13 protein-coding genes are annotated in these 16,788 nt (G+C 39.2%); 10 read left to right on the top strand and 3 right to left on the bottom strand.

Annotated elements, in window-relative coordinates; all coding sequences use genetic code 11:
* Window positions 1–390: 390 nt before the first annotated feature.
* From ACM26V_RS07880 to glnA, 10 genes are all read left to right on the top strand, one after another.
* The gene (locus ACM26V_RS07880) at window positions 391–963 is read left to right on the top strand and encodes an outer spore coat protein CotE (protein ID WP_416150871.1); all 573 of its coding nucleotides are present in this window, start codon (window positions 391–393) and stop codon (window positions 961–963) included.
* A 242-nt stretch (window positions 964–1,205) separates the two neighbouring features.
* Entirely contained in the window at window positions 1,206–3,866 is a 2,661-nt protein-coding gene (mutS, locus tag ACM26V_RS07875; RefSeq protein ID WP_416151822.1) for a DNA mismatch repair protein MutS, read from the top strand.
* A 17-nt stretch (window positions 3,867–3,883) separates the two neighbouring features.
* Window positions 3,884–5,839 carry a DNA mismatch repair endonuclease MutL gene (gene mutL, locus ACM26V_RS07870; protein WP_416150870.1) on the top strand — a complete coding sequence of 652 codons (1,956 nt, stop codon included), beginning with the start codon at window positions 3,884–3,886 and terminating at the stop codon, window positions 5,837–5,839.
* On the top strand, window positions 5,839–6,684 hold the full coding sequence (locus tag ACM26V_RS07865) for a class I SAM-dependent methyltransferase (RefSeq protein WP_416150869.1): 846 nt from the start codon (window positions 5,839–5,841) through the stop codon (window positions 6,682–6,684). The genes mutL and ACM26V_RS07865 overlap by 1 nt, the downstream gene beginning before the upstream one ends.
* Window positions 6,674–7,615 (top strand): tRNA (adenosine(37)-N6)-dimethylallyltransferase MiaA, encoded by a 942-nt coding sequence (miaA, locus tag ACM26V_RS07860; RefSeq protein WP_416150868.1) that lies wholly within the window; start codon window positions 6,674–6,676, stop codon window positions 7,613–7,615. The genes ACM26V_RS07865 and miaA overlap by 11 nt, the downstream gene beginning before the upstream one ends.
* Window positions 7,616–7,648: 33 nt before the next feature.
* Window positions 7,649–7,882: an RNA chaperone Hfq gene (hfq, locus tag ACM26V_RS07855; RefSeq protein ID WP_416150867.1), complete on the top strand. Its 234-nt coding sequence runs from the start codon at window positions 7,649–7,651 to the stop codon at window positions 7,880–7,882.
* Between the two features lie 181 nt (window positions 7,883–8,063).
* Entirely contained in the window at window positions 8,064–9,023 is a 960-nt protein-coding gene (locus tag ACM26V_RS07850) for an AAA family ATPase (protein ID WP_416150866.1), read from the top strand.
* A 91-nt stretch (window positions 9,024–9,114) separates the two neighbouring features.
* Window positions 9,115–10,383 (top strand): GTPase HflX, encoded by a 1,269-nt coding sequence (hflX, locus tag ACM26V_RS07845; protein WP_416151821.1) that lies wholly within the window; start codon window positions 9,115–9,117, stop codon window positions 10,381–10,383.
* A 23-nt stretch (window positions 10,384–10,406) separates the two neighbouring features.
* Window positions 10,407–11,669: an aminotransferase class I/II-fold pyridoxal phosphate-dependent enzyme gene (locus tag ACM26V_RS07840; protein WP_416151820.1), complete on the top strand. Its 1,263-nt coding sequence runs from the start codon at window positions 10,407–10,409 to the stop codon at window positions 11,667–11,669.
* A gap of 264 nt (window positions 11,670–11,933) precedes the next feature.
* The gene (gene glnA, locus ACM26V_RS07835) at window positions 11,934–13,271 is read left to right on the top strand and encodes a type I glutamate--ammonia ligase (protein ID WP_416150865.1); all 1,338 of its coding nucleotides are present in this window, start codon (window positions 11,934–11,936) and stop codon (window positions 13,269–13,271) included.
* 289 nt (window positions 13,272–13,560) lie between these two features.
* Here the strand turns inward: glnA and ACM26V_RS07830 are convergent, their stop codons facing one another.
* The 3 genes from ACM26V_RS07830 to istA all read right to left on the bottom strand — a co-directional run bounded on the left by ACM26V_RS07830 (window position 13,561) and on the right by istA (window position 16,704).
* Window positions 13,561–13,770, bottom strand: a complete 210-nt coding sequence (locus ACM26V_RS07830) for a hypothetical protein (RefSeq protein WP_416150864.1) — start codon at window positions 13,768–13,770, stop codon at window positions 13,561–13,563.
* Window positions 13,771–14,422: 652 nt separating this feature from the next.
* Window positions 14,423–15,181: an IS21-like element helper ATPase IstB gene (gene istB, locus ACM26V_RS07825; RefSeq protein WP_416148965.1), complete on the bottom strand. Its 759-nt coding sequence runs from the start codon at window positions 15,179–15,181 to the stop codon at window positions 14,423–14,425.
* Window positions 15,178–16,704: an IS21 family transposase gene (gene istA, locus ACM26V_RS07820; RefSeq protein WP_416148966.1), complete on the bottom strand. Its 1,527-nt coding sequence runs from the start codon at window positions 16,702–16,704 to the stop codon at window positions 15,178–15,180. Before istA ends, istB begins: the two co-directional genes overlap by 4 nt.
* Window positions 16,705–16,788 lie beyond the last annotated feature (84 nt).

Raw genomic sequence — 16,788 nt, 5'->3', positions numbered from 1 at the left:
ATTGAGAATACTGTTTCATAGTCGTACTTAATTTACCGGATTTAAATTTGATTTTTGTATTTCATCATGTTTTTGACAAGATGGTCATATACATAATTGAGCTCGGATCATACGAGTATTTAGTCTATTTTTAAAATATCGCACACTAGTCATTTATCTTGCATACGATGAAATGTAAATCTTGTAAACCTGTGGAGAGAGTAAGTAGCTTATTTACAATCCCACGCTACAGAAGCAAACCTACGGCCTATAGGCTTGAGGGAGATAATAAGCATAGGTGGGAGATTGACTTTCGGTAATAACCTATTTTGGTGTTACAAACCAATGATTGGGATGAACAAAATCCGATGGATGGAAGTTCCACTTTATGTTGTGAGGAGGAAAAAAGCGATGTCAGCATCAGACAAAGAAGCACATTACAGGGAAATTATTACGAAGGCCGTTTGTGGAAAAGGTCGAAAGTTTTCCGAGACAAAGCACTGTATTACTCCAGGGGATAAGCCCACGAGTATACTAGGTTGCTGGATTATCAATCACAAATATGTCTCGAAAAAGAAAGGAGACGCGGTTGAGGTAAAAGGGAATTACGACATTAACATATGGTATTCATACTCAGGGAATACGAAAACGAGTGTAGCAACCGAAACGGTGAATTACACAGATGTCGTGTCTTTAGTAATGCAAGATAGCGATATTTTATCTGAAGATTTAGAAGTAATTGCTAGAACGATTCAACAGCCAAATACATTAGAGGCTGTGATAGGGTCTAATGGAAATGACGTAGATGTTCAAGTGGAAAGAGAATTCTTGGTTGAAGTAATAGGTGAGACTAAAATATCCGTCCAAGTCAATCCGGAAGGCACATCTGATCAATGGGATGAAAATTTATGGGAAGAACCCATTGAAGATGAAGAATTTGAAGATTTAGACCCTAATTTCTTAATGGGAGATCTCGAAGAATAGATTAAATATGATGAGGAAGAAAGTCACCTTTCTTCCTCTTTTTTGTTGGTAATTTTTAAAAAGAAGTGAAATGAAAGCATTGTCCCTGAGAGAATGCAACATGCAGTAAATTCGTTCGGGCAAAAATGATAATAGCACGATAACATCAAAATTGTCTTTTTGTAGTTAATGAAAGGTAGGGGTGTTATGATATAATATAGATCGGTATTTTATGAATGACAGTTAAAGGTTGGATGATAGATATGGCAACAGTAACCCCAATGATGGTACAGTATTTACGAATTAAAGCAGAGTATCAAGACGCATTTTTATTTTTTCGATTAGGCGATTTTTATGAATTATTTTACGATGATGCAAAGAAAGCGGCGAAAGAGCTTGAAATAACCTTGACGGCAAGAGGAAAAGGCGATGACCGCATTCCAATGTGCGGCGTACCTCATCATGCTTCCGAATTATACATATCTCAACTGATAGAAAAAGGCTATAAAGTAGCTGTATGTGAACAAACGGAAGATCCGTCGCAAGCGAAAGGGGTCGTCCGAAGAGAAGTCGTCCAAGTGATTACTCCAGGAACGGTGATGGAGGGAAAGGCGGTTGGTGCGAAGGAAAACAACTACCTTCTATCCGTTACTCCTTTTGAAGGCAATGAGTTTGGACTCGCAGCAGCAGACATGACGACTGGAGAATTACTCGTAACGACGGTGACGGATTTCACAGATTTAGTCAACGAAATGAGCGGTTTTCGTCCAAGAGAAGTGATCATTTCATCCACTTTTTCAGAAGAGAAAAGGGAAGAACTAAAACGGAATCTCCGTGTGACACTTTCGTTTGAAGATCATACGGAACCGGTGGAAGAAGGAATGGCACTCGTAGAAGGACTTTCTGATGGGAAAGTAAAAGAGACATGCTTTCAATTAATTAGCTATTTGAAACGAACAACGATGCGTTCGCTTGATCATTTGCAACAAGCACGATTTTATTTACCGCAAGAATTTATGTCGATGGATGTTCACTCGAAACGAAACCTTGAATTAGTGGAGACGTTGCGTGAAAAGAAGAAGCAAGGATCTTTGCTTTGGGTACTTGATCGAACAGAAACAGCGATGGGCGGTAGGATGCTCAAACAATGGATCGAGCGTCCTTTATTAAATCGGCAAACGATTGAGCAAAGACATGAATTAGTTGGAAAACTATTTGATGACTTTTTCGCAAGAGAAACTTTGAAAGAACAATTGCAAGGAGTTTATGACTTAGAACGTCTATCGGGACGAGTTGCGTTTGGTAATGTAAACGGTCGTGATTTGATTCAACTGAAGAAGTCGTTGGAAAAAACACCAGCAATCTTTGAGACGACTAGCTCTTTAAACAGTGACTATGGACAATCATTAATTGATGGCGTAGAGGTTTGTGAGGAACTGAGACAATTACTAGAAGATAGTATCGAAGAGAATTGTCCGATCAGTATAACCGACGGTGGATTGATCAAAGAAGGCTATTCAAGCCAATTGGATGAATACCGCGATGCGATGAAAAACGGAAAGGCGTGGATTGCCTCTCTCGAAAAGCAAGAAAAAGAAGTCACGGGAATTCGCTCCTTAAAAGTAGGCTTCAACAAAGTGTTTGGTTATTATATTGAAGTAACGAGACCGAATTTACCACAACTTCCAGAAGGACGTTACGAGCGTAAACAAACGTTGTCTAATGCGGAGCGATTTATTACCGAAGAATTAAAAGAGAAAGAAACGCTCATCCTCGAAGCAGAAGAGAAAAGTGAAAAACTAGAATATGAGTTGTTTATGAAAATTCGTGAACAAGTGAAACCATTTATTCGACCCTTACAGCAGCTTGCGAATGTAATTAGCACGTTTGATGTATTACAAAGCTTTGCGGAAGTGGCGGAACGAAATCACTATGTTAAACCGGAGCTACAAACTGCTGGAGATGTCGTTATTCGTGAAGCTCGCCATCCTGTCGTTGAAAAGATGATCGATGAAGGTGTCTATATCGCAAATGATATTATCCTAAATGAGGACCGTGAATTGCTCTTAATTACAGGACCGAACATGGCTGGTAAAAGTACGTATATGCGTCAACTTGCGCTGATTTCAATCATGGCTCAAGTAGGTTGCTACATTCCTGCTAATGAAGCAAAGTTGCTCGTGTTTGACCAGATTTTTACGAGGATTGGCGCCGCCGATGATTTGGCTCAAGGACAAAGTACATTTATGGTCGAAATGCTTGAAACGAAACATGCCGTATCGAAAGCGACGCGAAATAGTTTGATTCTTTTAGATGAAATTGGCAGAGGAACCTCCACGTATGATGGGATGTCATTAGCACAAGCAATTATTGAATACATTCATGACGACATTGGTGCAAAAACGTTGTTTTCGACGCACTACCATGAATTGACAACATTAGAAGCTGCGCTGCCTAGATTAAAAAATGTTCATGTTTCCGCAAAGGAAGAAAACGGAGCGGTCGTTTTCCTTCATAAAGTGATTGATGGTGCGGCAGATCGAAGTTACGGGATTTATGTAGCGGAACTTGCTGATTTACCTGCTAAATTAATTTCAAGAGCAAAAGTAATTTTAGCAAAATTTGAACAAGATCAATCTGAAATGAAAGATTATCAGAGTAGAATGGCAGAAACGAACTTAGCTAACGAAAAACAAGCACAGGAGGAAACTGAAGCCTTTTTCGAAACAAAGGCACACGATGAACCACAGCAGCTTACATTATTTCAAGAAGAAGCTGCTTCCGTAGAAAAAAAGCAAACTGAAAAGATGAAGAACTATCAAGAAAAAGTATTAGCTGAATTGTCTTCGGCAAACCTCTTACACATGAGTCCAATTGAGGCGATTCAAATGCTGGACAAGCTCCAGCGAAAGTTAAAACGATGATGTAATGGAGGTGTAGTATGGCGAATATCCGTCAACTGGACGAATTTCTCTCAAACAAAATAGCAGCCGGAGAAGTGGTTGAGCGACCAGCATCTGTTGTGAAAGAATTAGTAGAAAATGCGATTGATGCGAACAGCACGAATATCCGGGTTGATATCGAGGAAGGCGGTCTTTCTTCGATTCGGATTCTTGATGATGGTGATGGCATCGAAGAAGATGACCTCGAGAGGGCATTTTTTCGGCATGCGACGAGTAAAATTAAAGACGACCATGATTTATTTCGAATAAAAACGCTCGGATTTCGTGGAGAAGCGCTACCTAGTATCGCATCGGTCTCCAAGTTAACATTGAAAACGAGCACAGGTGGCCAAGAGGGGCATGAGCTTTATTTGGAGGGAGGGCATATCAAACATCGGAAAACAGTCTCCCCTCGAAAAGGCACGGAAATGGTCGTGACGGATTTGTTTTACAATACGCCTGCTCGTTTGAAATATTTACGAACAATTCACACGGAGTTAGGGCAAATATCAGATGTCGTCAATCGAATGGCTCTCTCTCATCCAACTATTGCATTCGTATTGACACATAACCGTAAACCGATGTTGCAAACAACGGGAAATGGCGATATCCCTAGGGTGATTGCCTCAATTTATGGCACATCTGTCGCAAAAAAAATTGTCAAGCTGGAAACGGAAACGATGGACTTTCGTATAGAAGGATATTTGGCTAAACCAGAAGTGACTAGGTCAAATCGTTCGTATGTTTCGACAATTTTAAATGGACGTTATGTCAAGAACTATCCAATCTTAAAAGCGATTCAAGAGGGATATCATACACTGTTGCCGATTGGGAAATTTCCACTAGTGGTGCTCCACATTACGATGAATCCGCTTTTGATGGACGTTAATGTTCACCCAGCAAAATTAGAAGTACGGATTAGTAAGGAACAGGCTTTAAAGGAATTGATTACATCATCTATTCGTGATGTCTTTAAACGACTGGAGTTGATTCCTGAAGGACCTACGAAAACGAACCGGAAGAGAGACCAATCGGAACAAATTCGTTTTTCTTTTGAGCATGAGCAACCCTTATCGTCGCCTTCAGGGCAAGAGGGCAATAAAAATCAGGGAGCGCCGGAAAGTGCAGAGAGGAAAACAAATCAGCCTAGTCACCCCCATCAAGCTGTACGTGAAACAGAGGAAAGTGCTTTTATTGCTAAAATGGATGATTCGGAAGCGGAATGGAGCGATGATTCTTGGCAAAGTCAAGAACAAGGTCATGAAACGGAACATGATCCATCACGAGGATCAGATATTTCACAACAAGACATTAGCGAATCTCCCTTGGAGAAAGAAGTTAATTCTGAAGTTTCAGATATAGAAAATGCAGAGGTGCCTATTTTTTATCCGATTGGGCAGTTACATGGTACGTATATATTGGCGCAAAATGATCATGGATTGTATATGGTCGATCAACATGCAGCGCAAGAGAGAATTAAATACGAGTATTACAGAGACAAATTAGCGACGACAGATAATCAACTTCAAGATTTACTTGTCCCTTTAACGTTTGAATTTACGCTGGAAGAGGAAGAATTGATAAAGGAACATCAGCAATTGCTAGAAAATGTTGGTCTGTTCTTAGAAGCCTTTGGTTCAAGAACGTTTATCGTTCGATCTTGTCCTACATGGTTTCCGAAAGGATTAGAAGAAGAGACGATTTCAGATATGCTCGAACAGTTGAAAGCGGAAAGAACGATTCATATTGGGAAACTTCGTGAAGAAGCTGCGATTTTAATGTCTTGTAAAGCTTCGATTAAAGCTAATCGTCACTTAACGAAGGATGAAATGTTCCAGTTGCTCGAAACATTACGTACGTGTCAGGATCCTTACACATGCCCACACGGACGCCCTGTGATTATTCATTACTCTACGTATGAAATCGAGCGGATGTTTAAACGAGTGATGTCTTGATGAAAGAGAGATCACTAGGGAATGAAGGTAACTTTATGATACTAGAAGGAATCATAACAACTCCTGGAAGACCGACGATTCAAGTGAAAACCAAAGCGAAGCAGCTTGCTAAGCAATGGAAGTTGCGTTTTGAAGAACGAAATAAACGATCAGTTCAGTCGATGATGGAGCAATACAAAACAACAATCTTTGTTGTTCGTTCCTTACGAGTAGAAGCTCATAGAATTGGAGAGCCTCATCCATTCTTTTTTCATCCGAACGCAGCGATGTTTCGAGCAAAGCGTTGGTATTATCATGAAGATGATCCCTTTGTGTCTACTTGCCAGATTGAAAGAGGAGATATTTATGTTGATGCGACGTTAGGGTTGGCTTCAGACGCACAATTAGCCAGTATGGCTGTAGGCGAAGAAGGTAAAGTGATCGGTTTAGAAGCTTCGCCGATCATCGCTACTCTCGTCCATGAAGGCTTAGCTTCTTACGAAAGTAACTTCCAACCGTTAAATGAGGCGATGAGGCAAATAGACGTTGTAAATATTGAGCACACCGACTGGATGAGAGCAGAAGCAGATGATAGCGTTGATATTGTCTATTTTGATCCGATGTTTGAAGCAGAAGTGAAAAAGTCAGATGGATTTCAAGCACTTCGAGAGTACTCAAGTCGTCCAACATTGACGGATGAAGTGATCAATGAGGCCAAACGAATAGCTAAAAAAAGAATCGTGTTGAAAGATCACTTTCGAAGCACTCGCTTTGAGTCTTTAGGATTTAAAGTTCTCAATCGACCATCAGCAACGTATCATTTTGGAGTAATTGAGTTAGAAAAGAGTGAAAATAATGGAAAATAACCAGCCCCTCATTGTGATTGTCGGACCGACAGCAGTAGGAAAAACAGCTACGAGTATTGACTTAGCAAAACAGTACGATGGTGAAGTAATTAGTGGAGACTCTATGCAAGTGTATCGTGGCATGGATGTTGGTACTGCTAAAATTACGAATCAAGAAATGGATGGCGTTCCACATCATCTGATCGACATCAAAAATCCAGATGAAGCCTTTTCTGTTGCTGATTTTCAATCGTTGGCGAAAAAGGCGATTACAGAGATTAGCGACAAAGAAAAACTACCATTTATCGTTGGTGGAACTGGCCTATACGTGAATTCAATTATTTATGATTATGATTTTTCAGATGTGAAGGAAGATAGGGCATTTAGAGATCGCCTCGATAAATTTGCTGAGGAACATGGAAATGATGCACTGCATGAACAATTAAAATTGATAGACCCTAAAAGCTTTCAGCAACTTCATCCAAATAACCGAAGACGTGTGATTCGTGCATTGGAAGTTTACCATTTGACAGGGAAGTCAGTTACTGAAGAGAGTCACCAAGCTCAGCGTAGCATATATGATGCAAAAGTGATTGGGCTAACGATGGATCGAGATGTTCTTTATGATAGAATTAATTTGAGAGTCGATCTAATGATTAACGAAGGGTTGGTCGAAGAGGTTAAACATCTCTATGAGCAAGGGTATGAACATTGTCAATCGATGCAAGCGATTGGCTACAAGGAGATTCTCGAATATATCAAAGGAAATGTAACGAAAGAAGAAGCGGTATCGCAATTGAAACAAAACTCAAGACGGTTTGCAAAACGTCAATTGACGTGGTTTCGCAATAAAATGGACATCGAATGGTTTGATATGACAAGTGATGAGGAAAAAAGTTTAAAAGAAATTCATCACTTTTTGAAGGAAAGTTTTAATAAATATCGAATATAGTTAATAATGCGATTATAGGAGGCCTGTAAAACGATGAAACAACAATCTGTTAATATCCAAGATCAATTTCTTAACACACTTAGGAAAGAAAACATCCCTGTAACAGTATTTTTACTTAACGGCTTTCAATTGCGTGGGCATGTGAAAAGTTTTGATAACTTCACGGTCATTTTAGACACAGATGGCAAGCAGCAACTCGTTTATAAACACGCGATCTCTACTTTTTCACCACAACGTAATGTGCAATTAAATCACGATAATAAGTAAGTAAAAACCCAGCATTTTTTGCTGGGTTTTTAGACGTTGAAAATGATTTTTTTAAACTATTTATCGCTGGTCAGAAGATTTCGCTATTCTCTATATGGGCTTTTGTCACGTCTTTTCTGTTTTTGCGTATAGTAGTTGTGACAGAAACCTTTCCACTTTAAAATAGAGGACGGTGACTTCAGTGGAACAGTCAGCTAAAATGAAAAAAAGAGGACAAATCAATGTCGTTATTAAATCATCGAATAAAGGTCGTGGAGAAGAGGAGGGCTATTCCCTTCCAAATTCTGCGAATTCTCCGTTTCTAGAACACAAAGTTTACATGAAAATAATGAAAGAATTTGATCGTTACGTTGGATTAGACTCGATGAAAGGTTTTGTACATGAACTTTATGCGTGGTTGTATTTAAATAAACAAAGAGAAGAGAAGGGATTAAAGGTAGGGAAACAATCACTTCATATGGTGTTTAAAGGGAATCCTGGAACAGGGAAAACGACGGTTGCTAGGTTGATTGCGATGATGTTAAAAGAGATGGAAGTACTAGAGAAGGGCCATTTCCTAGAAGTAGATCGCGCGGATCTTGTTGGAGAATACATTGGGCACACGGCGCAAAAAACGAGAGATTTAGTTGAAAAAGCAATGGGGGGTGTACTCTTTATTGATGAAGCATATTCTTTGGCAAGAGGTGGAGAGAAAGACTTTGGTAAAGAAGCGATTGATACGTTAGTGAAACTGATGGAGGATCAACAGCATCAATTTGTTTTGATATTGGCAGGATATCCTATCGAAATGAATCACTTTCTTCGGCTAAATCCAGGGCTACCTTCAAGATTTCCGATGATTGTATCCTTTCCGAATTACTCCGTTAGTGAACTATTACAAATCTTAAAAGAGATGGCGTGGGAGCGAGATTATGACATTAAGCCGGATTCACTAACCTATGTGAATGAAATTCTCGAAGTAGCAAAAGAGTATCAAAAAGATCGATTTAGTAATGGGAGGTTTATTCGTAACTTGTTAGAAAAAGCGATCCGAATGCAAGCAGTTCGATTGCTGAAAGAAGGATCCTTTCATAAAGAAGCATTGCTTACACTAGTGAAGGATGATTTTTCAAAAGCCTTTAATAATGTATTGTTAGATTAATGCAGTTTTTTAGCGAATGTCGATAAAACCAACAAAATTTACGGAAACAGCCTAGATTAATGACAAATGACATACAAGGACGGTGAGCGGCATCGATAATCAGCCGAAAGTAAATCAAGAATCTGTTATTTTAGTTGGCGTGAGAAAAAAATCAGGAAAAGAAGAAAATTTCATCTATAGCATGGAAGAATTAGCCTCCTTGACAAGAACAGCAGGAGGCTTGGCAGTCGGTGAATTAATACAGAGTCTCGAACGCCCTCATTCATCGACGTACATTGGTAAAGGTAAAGTAGAAGAATTAAAAATGTTGATTGAAGAGAAAGATGCAGACTTGGTCATTTTTAATGATGAACTGTCATCAACGCAATTACGTAATTTAACAAATGAAATGGATACACCTATCATTGATAGAACACAACTCATTCTTGATATCTTTGCTAGAAGGGCGCAATCGAAGGAAGGAAAGCTGCAAGTAGAATTAGCACAGAACAGCTATATCCTTCCTCGTCTTCGAGGACAGGGCCATGTATTATCACGATTAGGTGGTGGAATTGGTACGAGGGGCCCAGGTGAAACACAATTAGAGATTGACCAACGTCACATTCGAAATCGAATGGATGAAATTAGACGTCAACTATCACAAATCGTCTCCCATCGAGAGCGATATCGGGATAGAAGGAAAAAGAATCAAGCGTTCCAGATGTCTCTCGTTGGTTATACGAATGCTGGTAAATCGACACTTCTTCACCAATTAGCTGACGCAGAGGTATATATTGAAGATAAGTTATTTGCCACGTTGGATCCAACAACGAAAAAATTACGACTTCCTTCAGGTATTGAAGTATTAATTACTGATACTGTTGGTTTCATTCAACAATTACCGACGACCTTAATTGCCGCATTCAGGTCAACGCTAGAAGAAGTAAAGCAAGCGGACCTAATTATCCATGTCGTCGACGCATCAAATTCAGATTTCGTTAATCATGAAGCAACCGTGACAAAACTGTTGGAAGATTTAGAGTCACATCACATTCCAATCTTGACAGTATATAATAAACGTGACCAAATAGAAGGAGACTTTTTTGCACATAGTCAGGGGCCCTCGACTCTTGTTAGTGCACATGATGAAGCAGATTTGGACAAGCTTAAATACAAAATTGAATCAGTCATGGAAGAGCAATTTTCTCCCTATATCGTCTTTTTATCATCGGACGAAGGCAAGTGGCTGCATCGATTAAAAGAAGAGACGATTCAAGTGGAGCAAACATTTGATGAAGCGACAGAGAGATACATCGTGAGAGGATTTGCGCCTTCGGAGTCAGCGATATACCACGAATTGAAAAAAAGACATGACAAGTAAAAGGAGATAATATTTTGCAACAGATGATGAACAAACAAGAACTACTGCAAGTATCAGACGACACTGTAAAAGAATTACAGAATGCTTTTTTTGAACGAGGAAATCTCTCTGAACAAAATCAACGAAAAGTTCTTAAAGCTTTTAAAGATCATGAAGTGTCTGCCTTTCATTTTCAGCCGTCAACAGGTTATGGCTACGATGACACAGGCCGTGAAACATTGGAAAAAGTATATGCGCAAGTGTTTGGTACAGAAGCGGCGATCGTTCGTCCACAAATTGTCTCAGGCACCCATGCCATTTCAACAGCGTTATTCGGTGTGCTACGCCCTGGTGACGAGCTTATGTATATAACCGGAAAGCCATATGATACTCTTGAGGAAGTAATTGGGGTCAGAGGAGAACAAGATGCAGGGTCCTTGTTAGATTTTGGTATGACTTATCAAGAGATACCGTTAAAAGATGATGCCGTCGACTTGGAAGAGATCCGGCAACGAATGACGGGCAAGACAAAGGTGATTGGGATTCAACGCTCTAAAGGTTATGCTGATAGACCTTCCTTCAGCATTTCACAAATCAAAGCGATGATAGACGCAGTGAAAGAAATTAATGCAGATGTGATTGTCTTTGTTGATAATTGTTATGGTGAATTCGTTGAAGCAGAAGAACCATCCAATGTAGGAGCGGATTTGGTTGCTGGATCTCTCATAAAAAATCCAGGTGGTGGAATAGCTAAAACAGGTGGATACATCGTTGGCTCAAAAAAATTAATAGATTTGTGCGGAAATCGAATGACAGCTCCAGGAATTGGCCTTGAAGGTGGAGCAAGCTTAAATACACTACTAGATATGTTCCAAGGATTTTTCTTGGCACCTCATGTCGTTAATGAAGCATTGAAAGGTGCGATGTTTACGTCAAAGTTTCTGAGTGATTTAGGAATGAAAACGGCGCCTAAATGGGATGATAAAAGAACAGATTTGATTCAGTCCGTTTCTTTCTCAGATGAGCATGCCATGATAGCTTTTTGTCAATCGATTCAATTTGCTTCTCCAGTAGACGCTCATGTAACACCATATCCAAGCTCTATGCCAGGATATGAAGACGATGTGATCATGGCCGCAGGAACATTTGTGCAAGGATCTAGCATTGAACTGACAGCTGACGGTCCTATCCGCCCTCCATATACTGCCTATGTTCAAGGAGGACTAACATTTGAACATATAAAGATAGCTGTTACGGATGCAATGGTGAGGATTTATGAAGAAAATGATAAAAAGAGTAAAAAATAGATTAGCCCTGTTAGAAAGAGGGTACGATTTATATAGTCCGATCTAATTTCCTTTGTTAGAAAATTTCCCTGTTAGATTATCTGACAACATCGAACAAAAATTAGTGAATCTTCGTTATCATAGATTTATCGTATTAAACGAAGAATTTGATTGTTCGGTTCTATCAGAATAACAGATTTTTCACAAAGGAGTTAGTCAGGTGATACAAACCTGTTACTCCAAACTAATTAAAGTAACAGATATTTTGAAGGAGGAGACATAAGCATGAGTAAGTATTCAAGAGAGAACATTTTAAGCATGGCAGACGAGGAGAACGTGAGGTTTATTCGATTACAGTTCACCGATTTACTAGGGATTATTAAAAACGTAGAAATTCCGGTGGGGCAGTTAACAAAAGCATTGGATAACTTGATGATGTTCGACGGATCTTCCATTGAAGGTTTCGTTCGTATTGAAGAGTCAGACATGTACTTATATCCAGACTTAGACACTTGGGTAATTTTCCCTTGGACTCCTGAAAAAGGTAAAGTAGCAAGATTAATTTGTGATATTTATAGTCCAGATGGTACGCCGTTTGACGGAGATCCACGAGGAGTTTTGAAAAAAGTACTTAAGGAAGCAAAAGATTTAGGTTACTCTGATTTCAATATTGGACCTGAACCAGAATTCTTCCTATTCAAAAATGATGAAAATGGCGAGCCAACTCTTGACTTAAATGATAAGGGTGGATACTTTGACCTAGCTCCTACAGATTTAGGTGAAAATTGTCGTCGTGATATCGTACTTGAACTTGAGGATATGGGCTTTGAAATTGAAGCTTCGCACCATGAAGTGGCTCCTGGTCAACACGAGATCGATTTCAAATATGCTGATGCGGTTACAACGTGTGACAACATCCAAACATTTAAACTCGTTGTTAAGACAATTGCTCGTAAGCACGGCTTGCACGCAACGTTCATGCCTAAACCTTTGTTTGGCGTAAACGGAAGTGGAATGCACGCAAACATGTCTTTATTCAAAGAAGGAAAGAACAATGCGTTCTTTGATGAGAATACAGAGAATCAACTAAGTGAAGTAGCGATGCAATTCCTTGGTGGCGTTATAAAACATGCTAGTGCTTTCACTGCATTGACTAACCCAACGGTTAACTCATATAAGCGTCTTGTTCCTGGATATGAAGCGCCATGTTATATTGCTTGGTCGATGCGTAACCGTTCGCCACTTGTACGTATCCCATCATCACGTGGATTAAGTACTCGTATTGAGGTTCGTAGTCCAGACCCAGCAGCTAATCCTTACTTAGCAATGGCAGCAATGCTTGCGGCTGGTCTTGATGGAATTCGTCATAAAATGACGCCTCCAGCAGAAACAGATCGTAACATTTATGCGATGGATGAAGAAGAGCGTTTAGCTGAAGGTATCGAAGCGTTACCTGGTACACTAAAAGAAGCTATTGATGCTCTGAAGAAGGACGAAGTATTAACAAAATCAATTGGTGGTCACGCTTTAGAGCACTTTATTGAATTAAAAGAAATTGAGTGGGAAATGTTCACAACTCAAGTACACCCTTGGGAGAGAGACCAATACCTACAAACATTCTAATAAGACAAACCCCCGGAGCCATCAAGGTTTCGGGGGTTATTTTTGTGGAAGCGCAGGGACGGTTCTCTTGCTTCCTTATTTGTGCTGTAAAGAGGATAAGAGAGAATCGTAAAATATAGGGCGTATCTTGTGCATGAAGAGAGGGAATCGGAAAGATAAAGCACAAGAGGTATCTAGTTTTGTGAATCCTGTTAATATAACCAAATAACCGTCTGGTTGCAGCATATGCCGTCGACCTGCATTCACAGACCTCTTTTAATTCCCTTCAACATCATCAACTTCAATCATTTCAATTCCGAACATTTTTCCAAGTATTGGGTTTATACCAAACAAATTTTTCTCTATTCTGCCTAACGACAAGTTTCTCCCATCCTTCAAAGCGTATATTAAAATTACCAGTCATCGTTTTCCTGTCATCACACTTAGGACAAATTGCTTCCGTTATACTAGAAAGATGCTGACATTTTGTACATTTGTATTTCGTTTCCCAATCGGACATCTTTCAACCTCCTTAAAATATTTTAAAGATTTCAAAACGTCATTTAGACATTAGTTGTTCCGCTATTGATGAGATATCTATTCATTTTATTCTAACCTTGTGGAACACCTAAAATACTGTAGTGAAAAGAAAAGTACTCATTCCGGAACACATTTACAAGACTTTGTTTTAATCCTTTCCTTCTCCATAAGATAACTGAACGGCTAGGTATTAATTCTTCAGGAACATTATTTACGTAAAATTTAAACTTCAATTAACCATGGGATTTTCGTCGTCATTAATGCCATGAAGATAAATTGAAAAGGAGAGCCTCCTAAGTAAAACGATGTAACCTATTATATGTTATAAAAATAATATCGCTAGAGCACATAAAACATTTCGCTCCTCCTTTATTTTCCGATTAATCAATGCACATCAACTCGAACACGATTTATTACCGGGATTAGATAAATACTACTTTTAGAAGCATATATCCAGCTAATTGTTTGGTAATCTAAAAGTTCCTGTTTTTGTCAACATAATATTGAGCCACAGCGATCACTTTAAAAGTGAGCCACTTATCATCTTTGACCACCCATTAATGGGTAGGATTGGAAGTTGGGAGAGGGTTGCCCCGGGGAGGGGCAACCCTCTCCCAACTTCCGCATGTTCTTTAGCCTCCTTCATTCTGTTTCATACTTTGTCTAAAACGATATGATTCGCCATTTAGTAAATGGATATGTGATCGATGAGTGAGTCGATCTAAAAGAGCTGCGGTCATCTTGTCATCGCCAAATAAACTCGTCCATTCACTGAACTCTAAGTTGGTTGTAATGATGACACTCCCACGTTCATATCGACTGGAGAAAAATTGAAATAATAGCTCTGATCCAACCTTTGAAAAGGGCACATATCCGAGTTCATCTATAATGATCACATCTAATTTGAGCCACTTCTTTTCGAGAGCATTTAGTTTATGTTCTTCCTTTGCCATCAATAGTTCTTCTACCAATTCTGATGCTGTTATAAACTTGACTTTGTATCCATTTTGGATCATTTCAATACCTATTCCTGTTGCTAAATGAGATTTCCCTGTCCCGCTGTTACCAAGGAAAATAATATTCTCCTTTTTTTCTACGAAATCCCCTTGTCCTAACGTTAAAAATCGGTTTCGGTTTAAGCTGGGCATTAAACTAAAATCATAGGCATCTAACGTTTTATGAACGGGAAAAGTAGCTTGTTTAAGTCGACGTTGTTTTAAATTTTCTTCTCGTGTTTTCACTTCCAAATCTAATAAAGCTAACAAGTACTCTTCATAACTAAGGTTCCGCTCTTCAGCCTCTCTTGCGAGAGATTCGTAGTTTTGAGCGATCGTAGGCGTTCTTAATTGTTTCGTCATATGCTCCAGGAGTAACGTTGTTGTGGCCATCATTTCTTCCCTCCTGTCAGTAAACCGTATTGTTCTACGTTCGATTTTTGAACTTTATAGTCTAGTAAACTCGTAGGCGTTTTTTCTCTTGAAAGGTCATGAATGGTCACACCCTCATTTGTAAGTTGTTGAATGATATCGTGAACCACCTCATAGCGAAATACGTGAGTCTTCTCAGCTTCGATTAAAGCTTGAGTTAACATGGGTAAGCCAATCTCACGATGTAAGAGGAGAAGACGGATGAACTTTTGATCTCCAATTGCTCCTTCTTGTTCTCTCATCTTACGATGATACCGTTTGAATACGTCTGGAATCTCAGAAGATTGAAAGGCGTGTGCATCTCTGATTGCCCGTGGCTTCTTTAGTAGAGCATCAAGATAATGATCAAGATTCGTAAACATTTGATGTCGTTCATAAGATCGAGAATGTTCTGCGATCACTTGATTTTGAGCCACTATGATCACCTGATCGACAAAAATTTTTGCCCAAACAGCTTTCCCGACAAATTGACATGGAACAGAGTATTGATTGGTCTCAATGGTAACTAAAGACGTTTTATTCACCTGACATGATACCAACTTACACGCTTCAAAAACCTGATCAGGAAGGGCGTGTAGATAACCTTTTTCTTTCTCCCACATTTGAGCCACAGTCTCTTTGGAATTTGGAACCATGGTCCTTTCTGATTCCTTTAAACACCATTCTTTCAAGGAATCATTTAACTCTTCCATTGATTGAACTGCCGGAAGTGGAACGAAGGCATTTCTTCGAATATAACCAACCGTCCCTTCGACTCGTCCTTTTTCATTTCCAGAACGAACATTACAAAACTCTGATTTAAATAAATAATGGGCTTGTAGAGCGAGAAATGTCTCTTGCTCTATGCGATCTCTTCCTTTTAAAGTTTTTTGTACTGCCGTTTTCAGATTGTCATAGAGTCCTTCTGTTGGTACTCCTCCAAAGAATTCAAAGGCATGAACAAAACCATCGAGAAAGGCTTCTTGTTTCTCGTGAAGATAGGCCCTAACAAATCGCATGCGACTAGCGGATAACTGAATACAGAAGAGATAAACCCGTAGGGTTCGGCCTTGAAGAATAATATCAGCTTCACCCCAGTCAAATTGAAATTGATGTCCCAGTTGAAATTCCAAAGGAATAAATACTTTTTGAAGTTTCTTTCTTCGCTTAGCAACCACTTTTCGAATATTAGATGCCGAGCCTTTAAATGCATACTCATCAACGAGTCTCTTATAGATTCTAGCTGCCGTATGTTTTTGTTTCACCCAATGCTTCAAATCATCTTCTAGCCACTGATCGATGATTGGCAATACTCGTTTCGTTTCACCTGAATATTGTTTGGATCCATAGATTCTTTGTCTATTAATCGCCGTGGGGAGTTCTGATTGATTAAGATATTTACTTACAGTATTCCTTGAAATACCAAGCTTTTTTGCGATCCTTCTTTCTGATAAACCTTCAACCTCTTTTAAAAATTTGATATTATAATGTTGAGCCATATCAATCATCCTTTTCTTCCTCTCAGTATATAGTAGTTTAGTCACTATCTATCATAAGAGAGGTTATTGAAATTGGGAATTGTGTGGCTCATT

The sequence above is a fragment of the Salipaludibacillus sp. HK11 genome (assembly GCF_047795645.1).
Lineage (GTDB): Bacteria > Bacillota > Bacilli > Bacillales > Salisediminibacteriaceae > Salipaludibacillus.
Note: the sequence above shows the minus strand (reverse complement) of the source record. Positions and strands in the feature narration are given on the sequence as shown.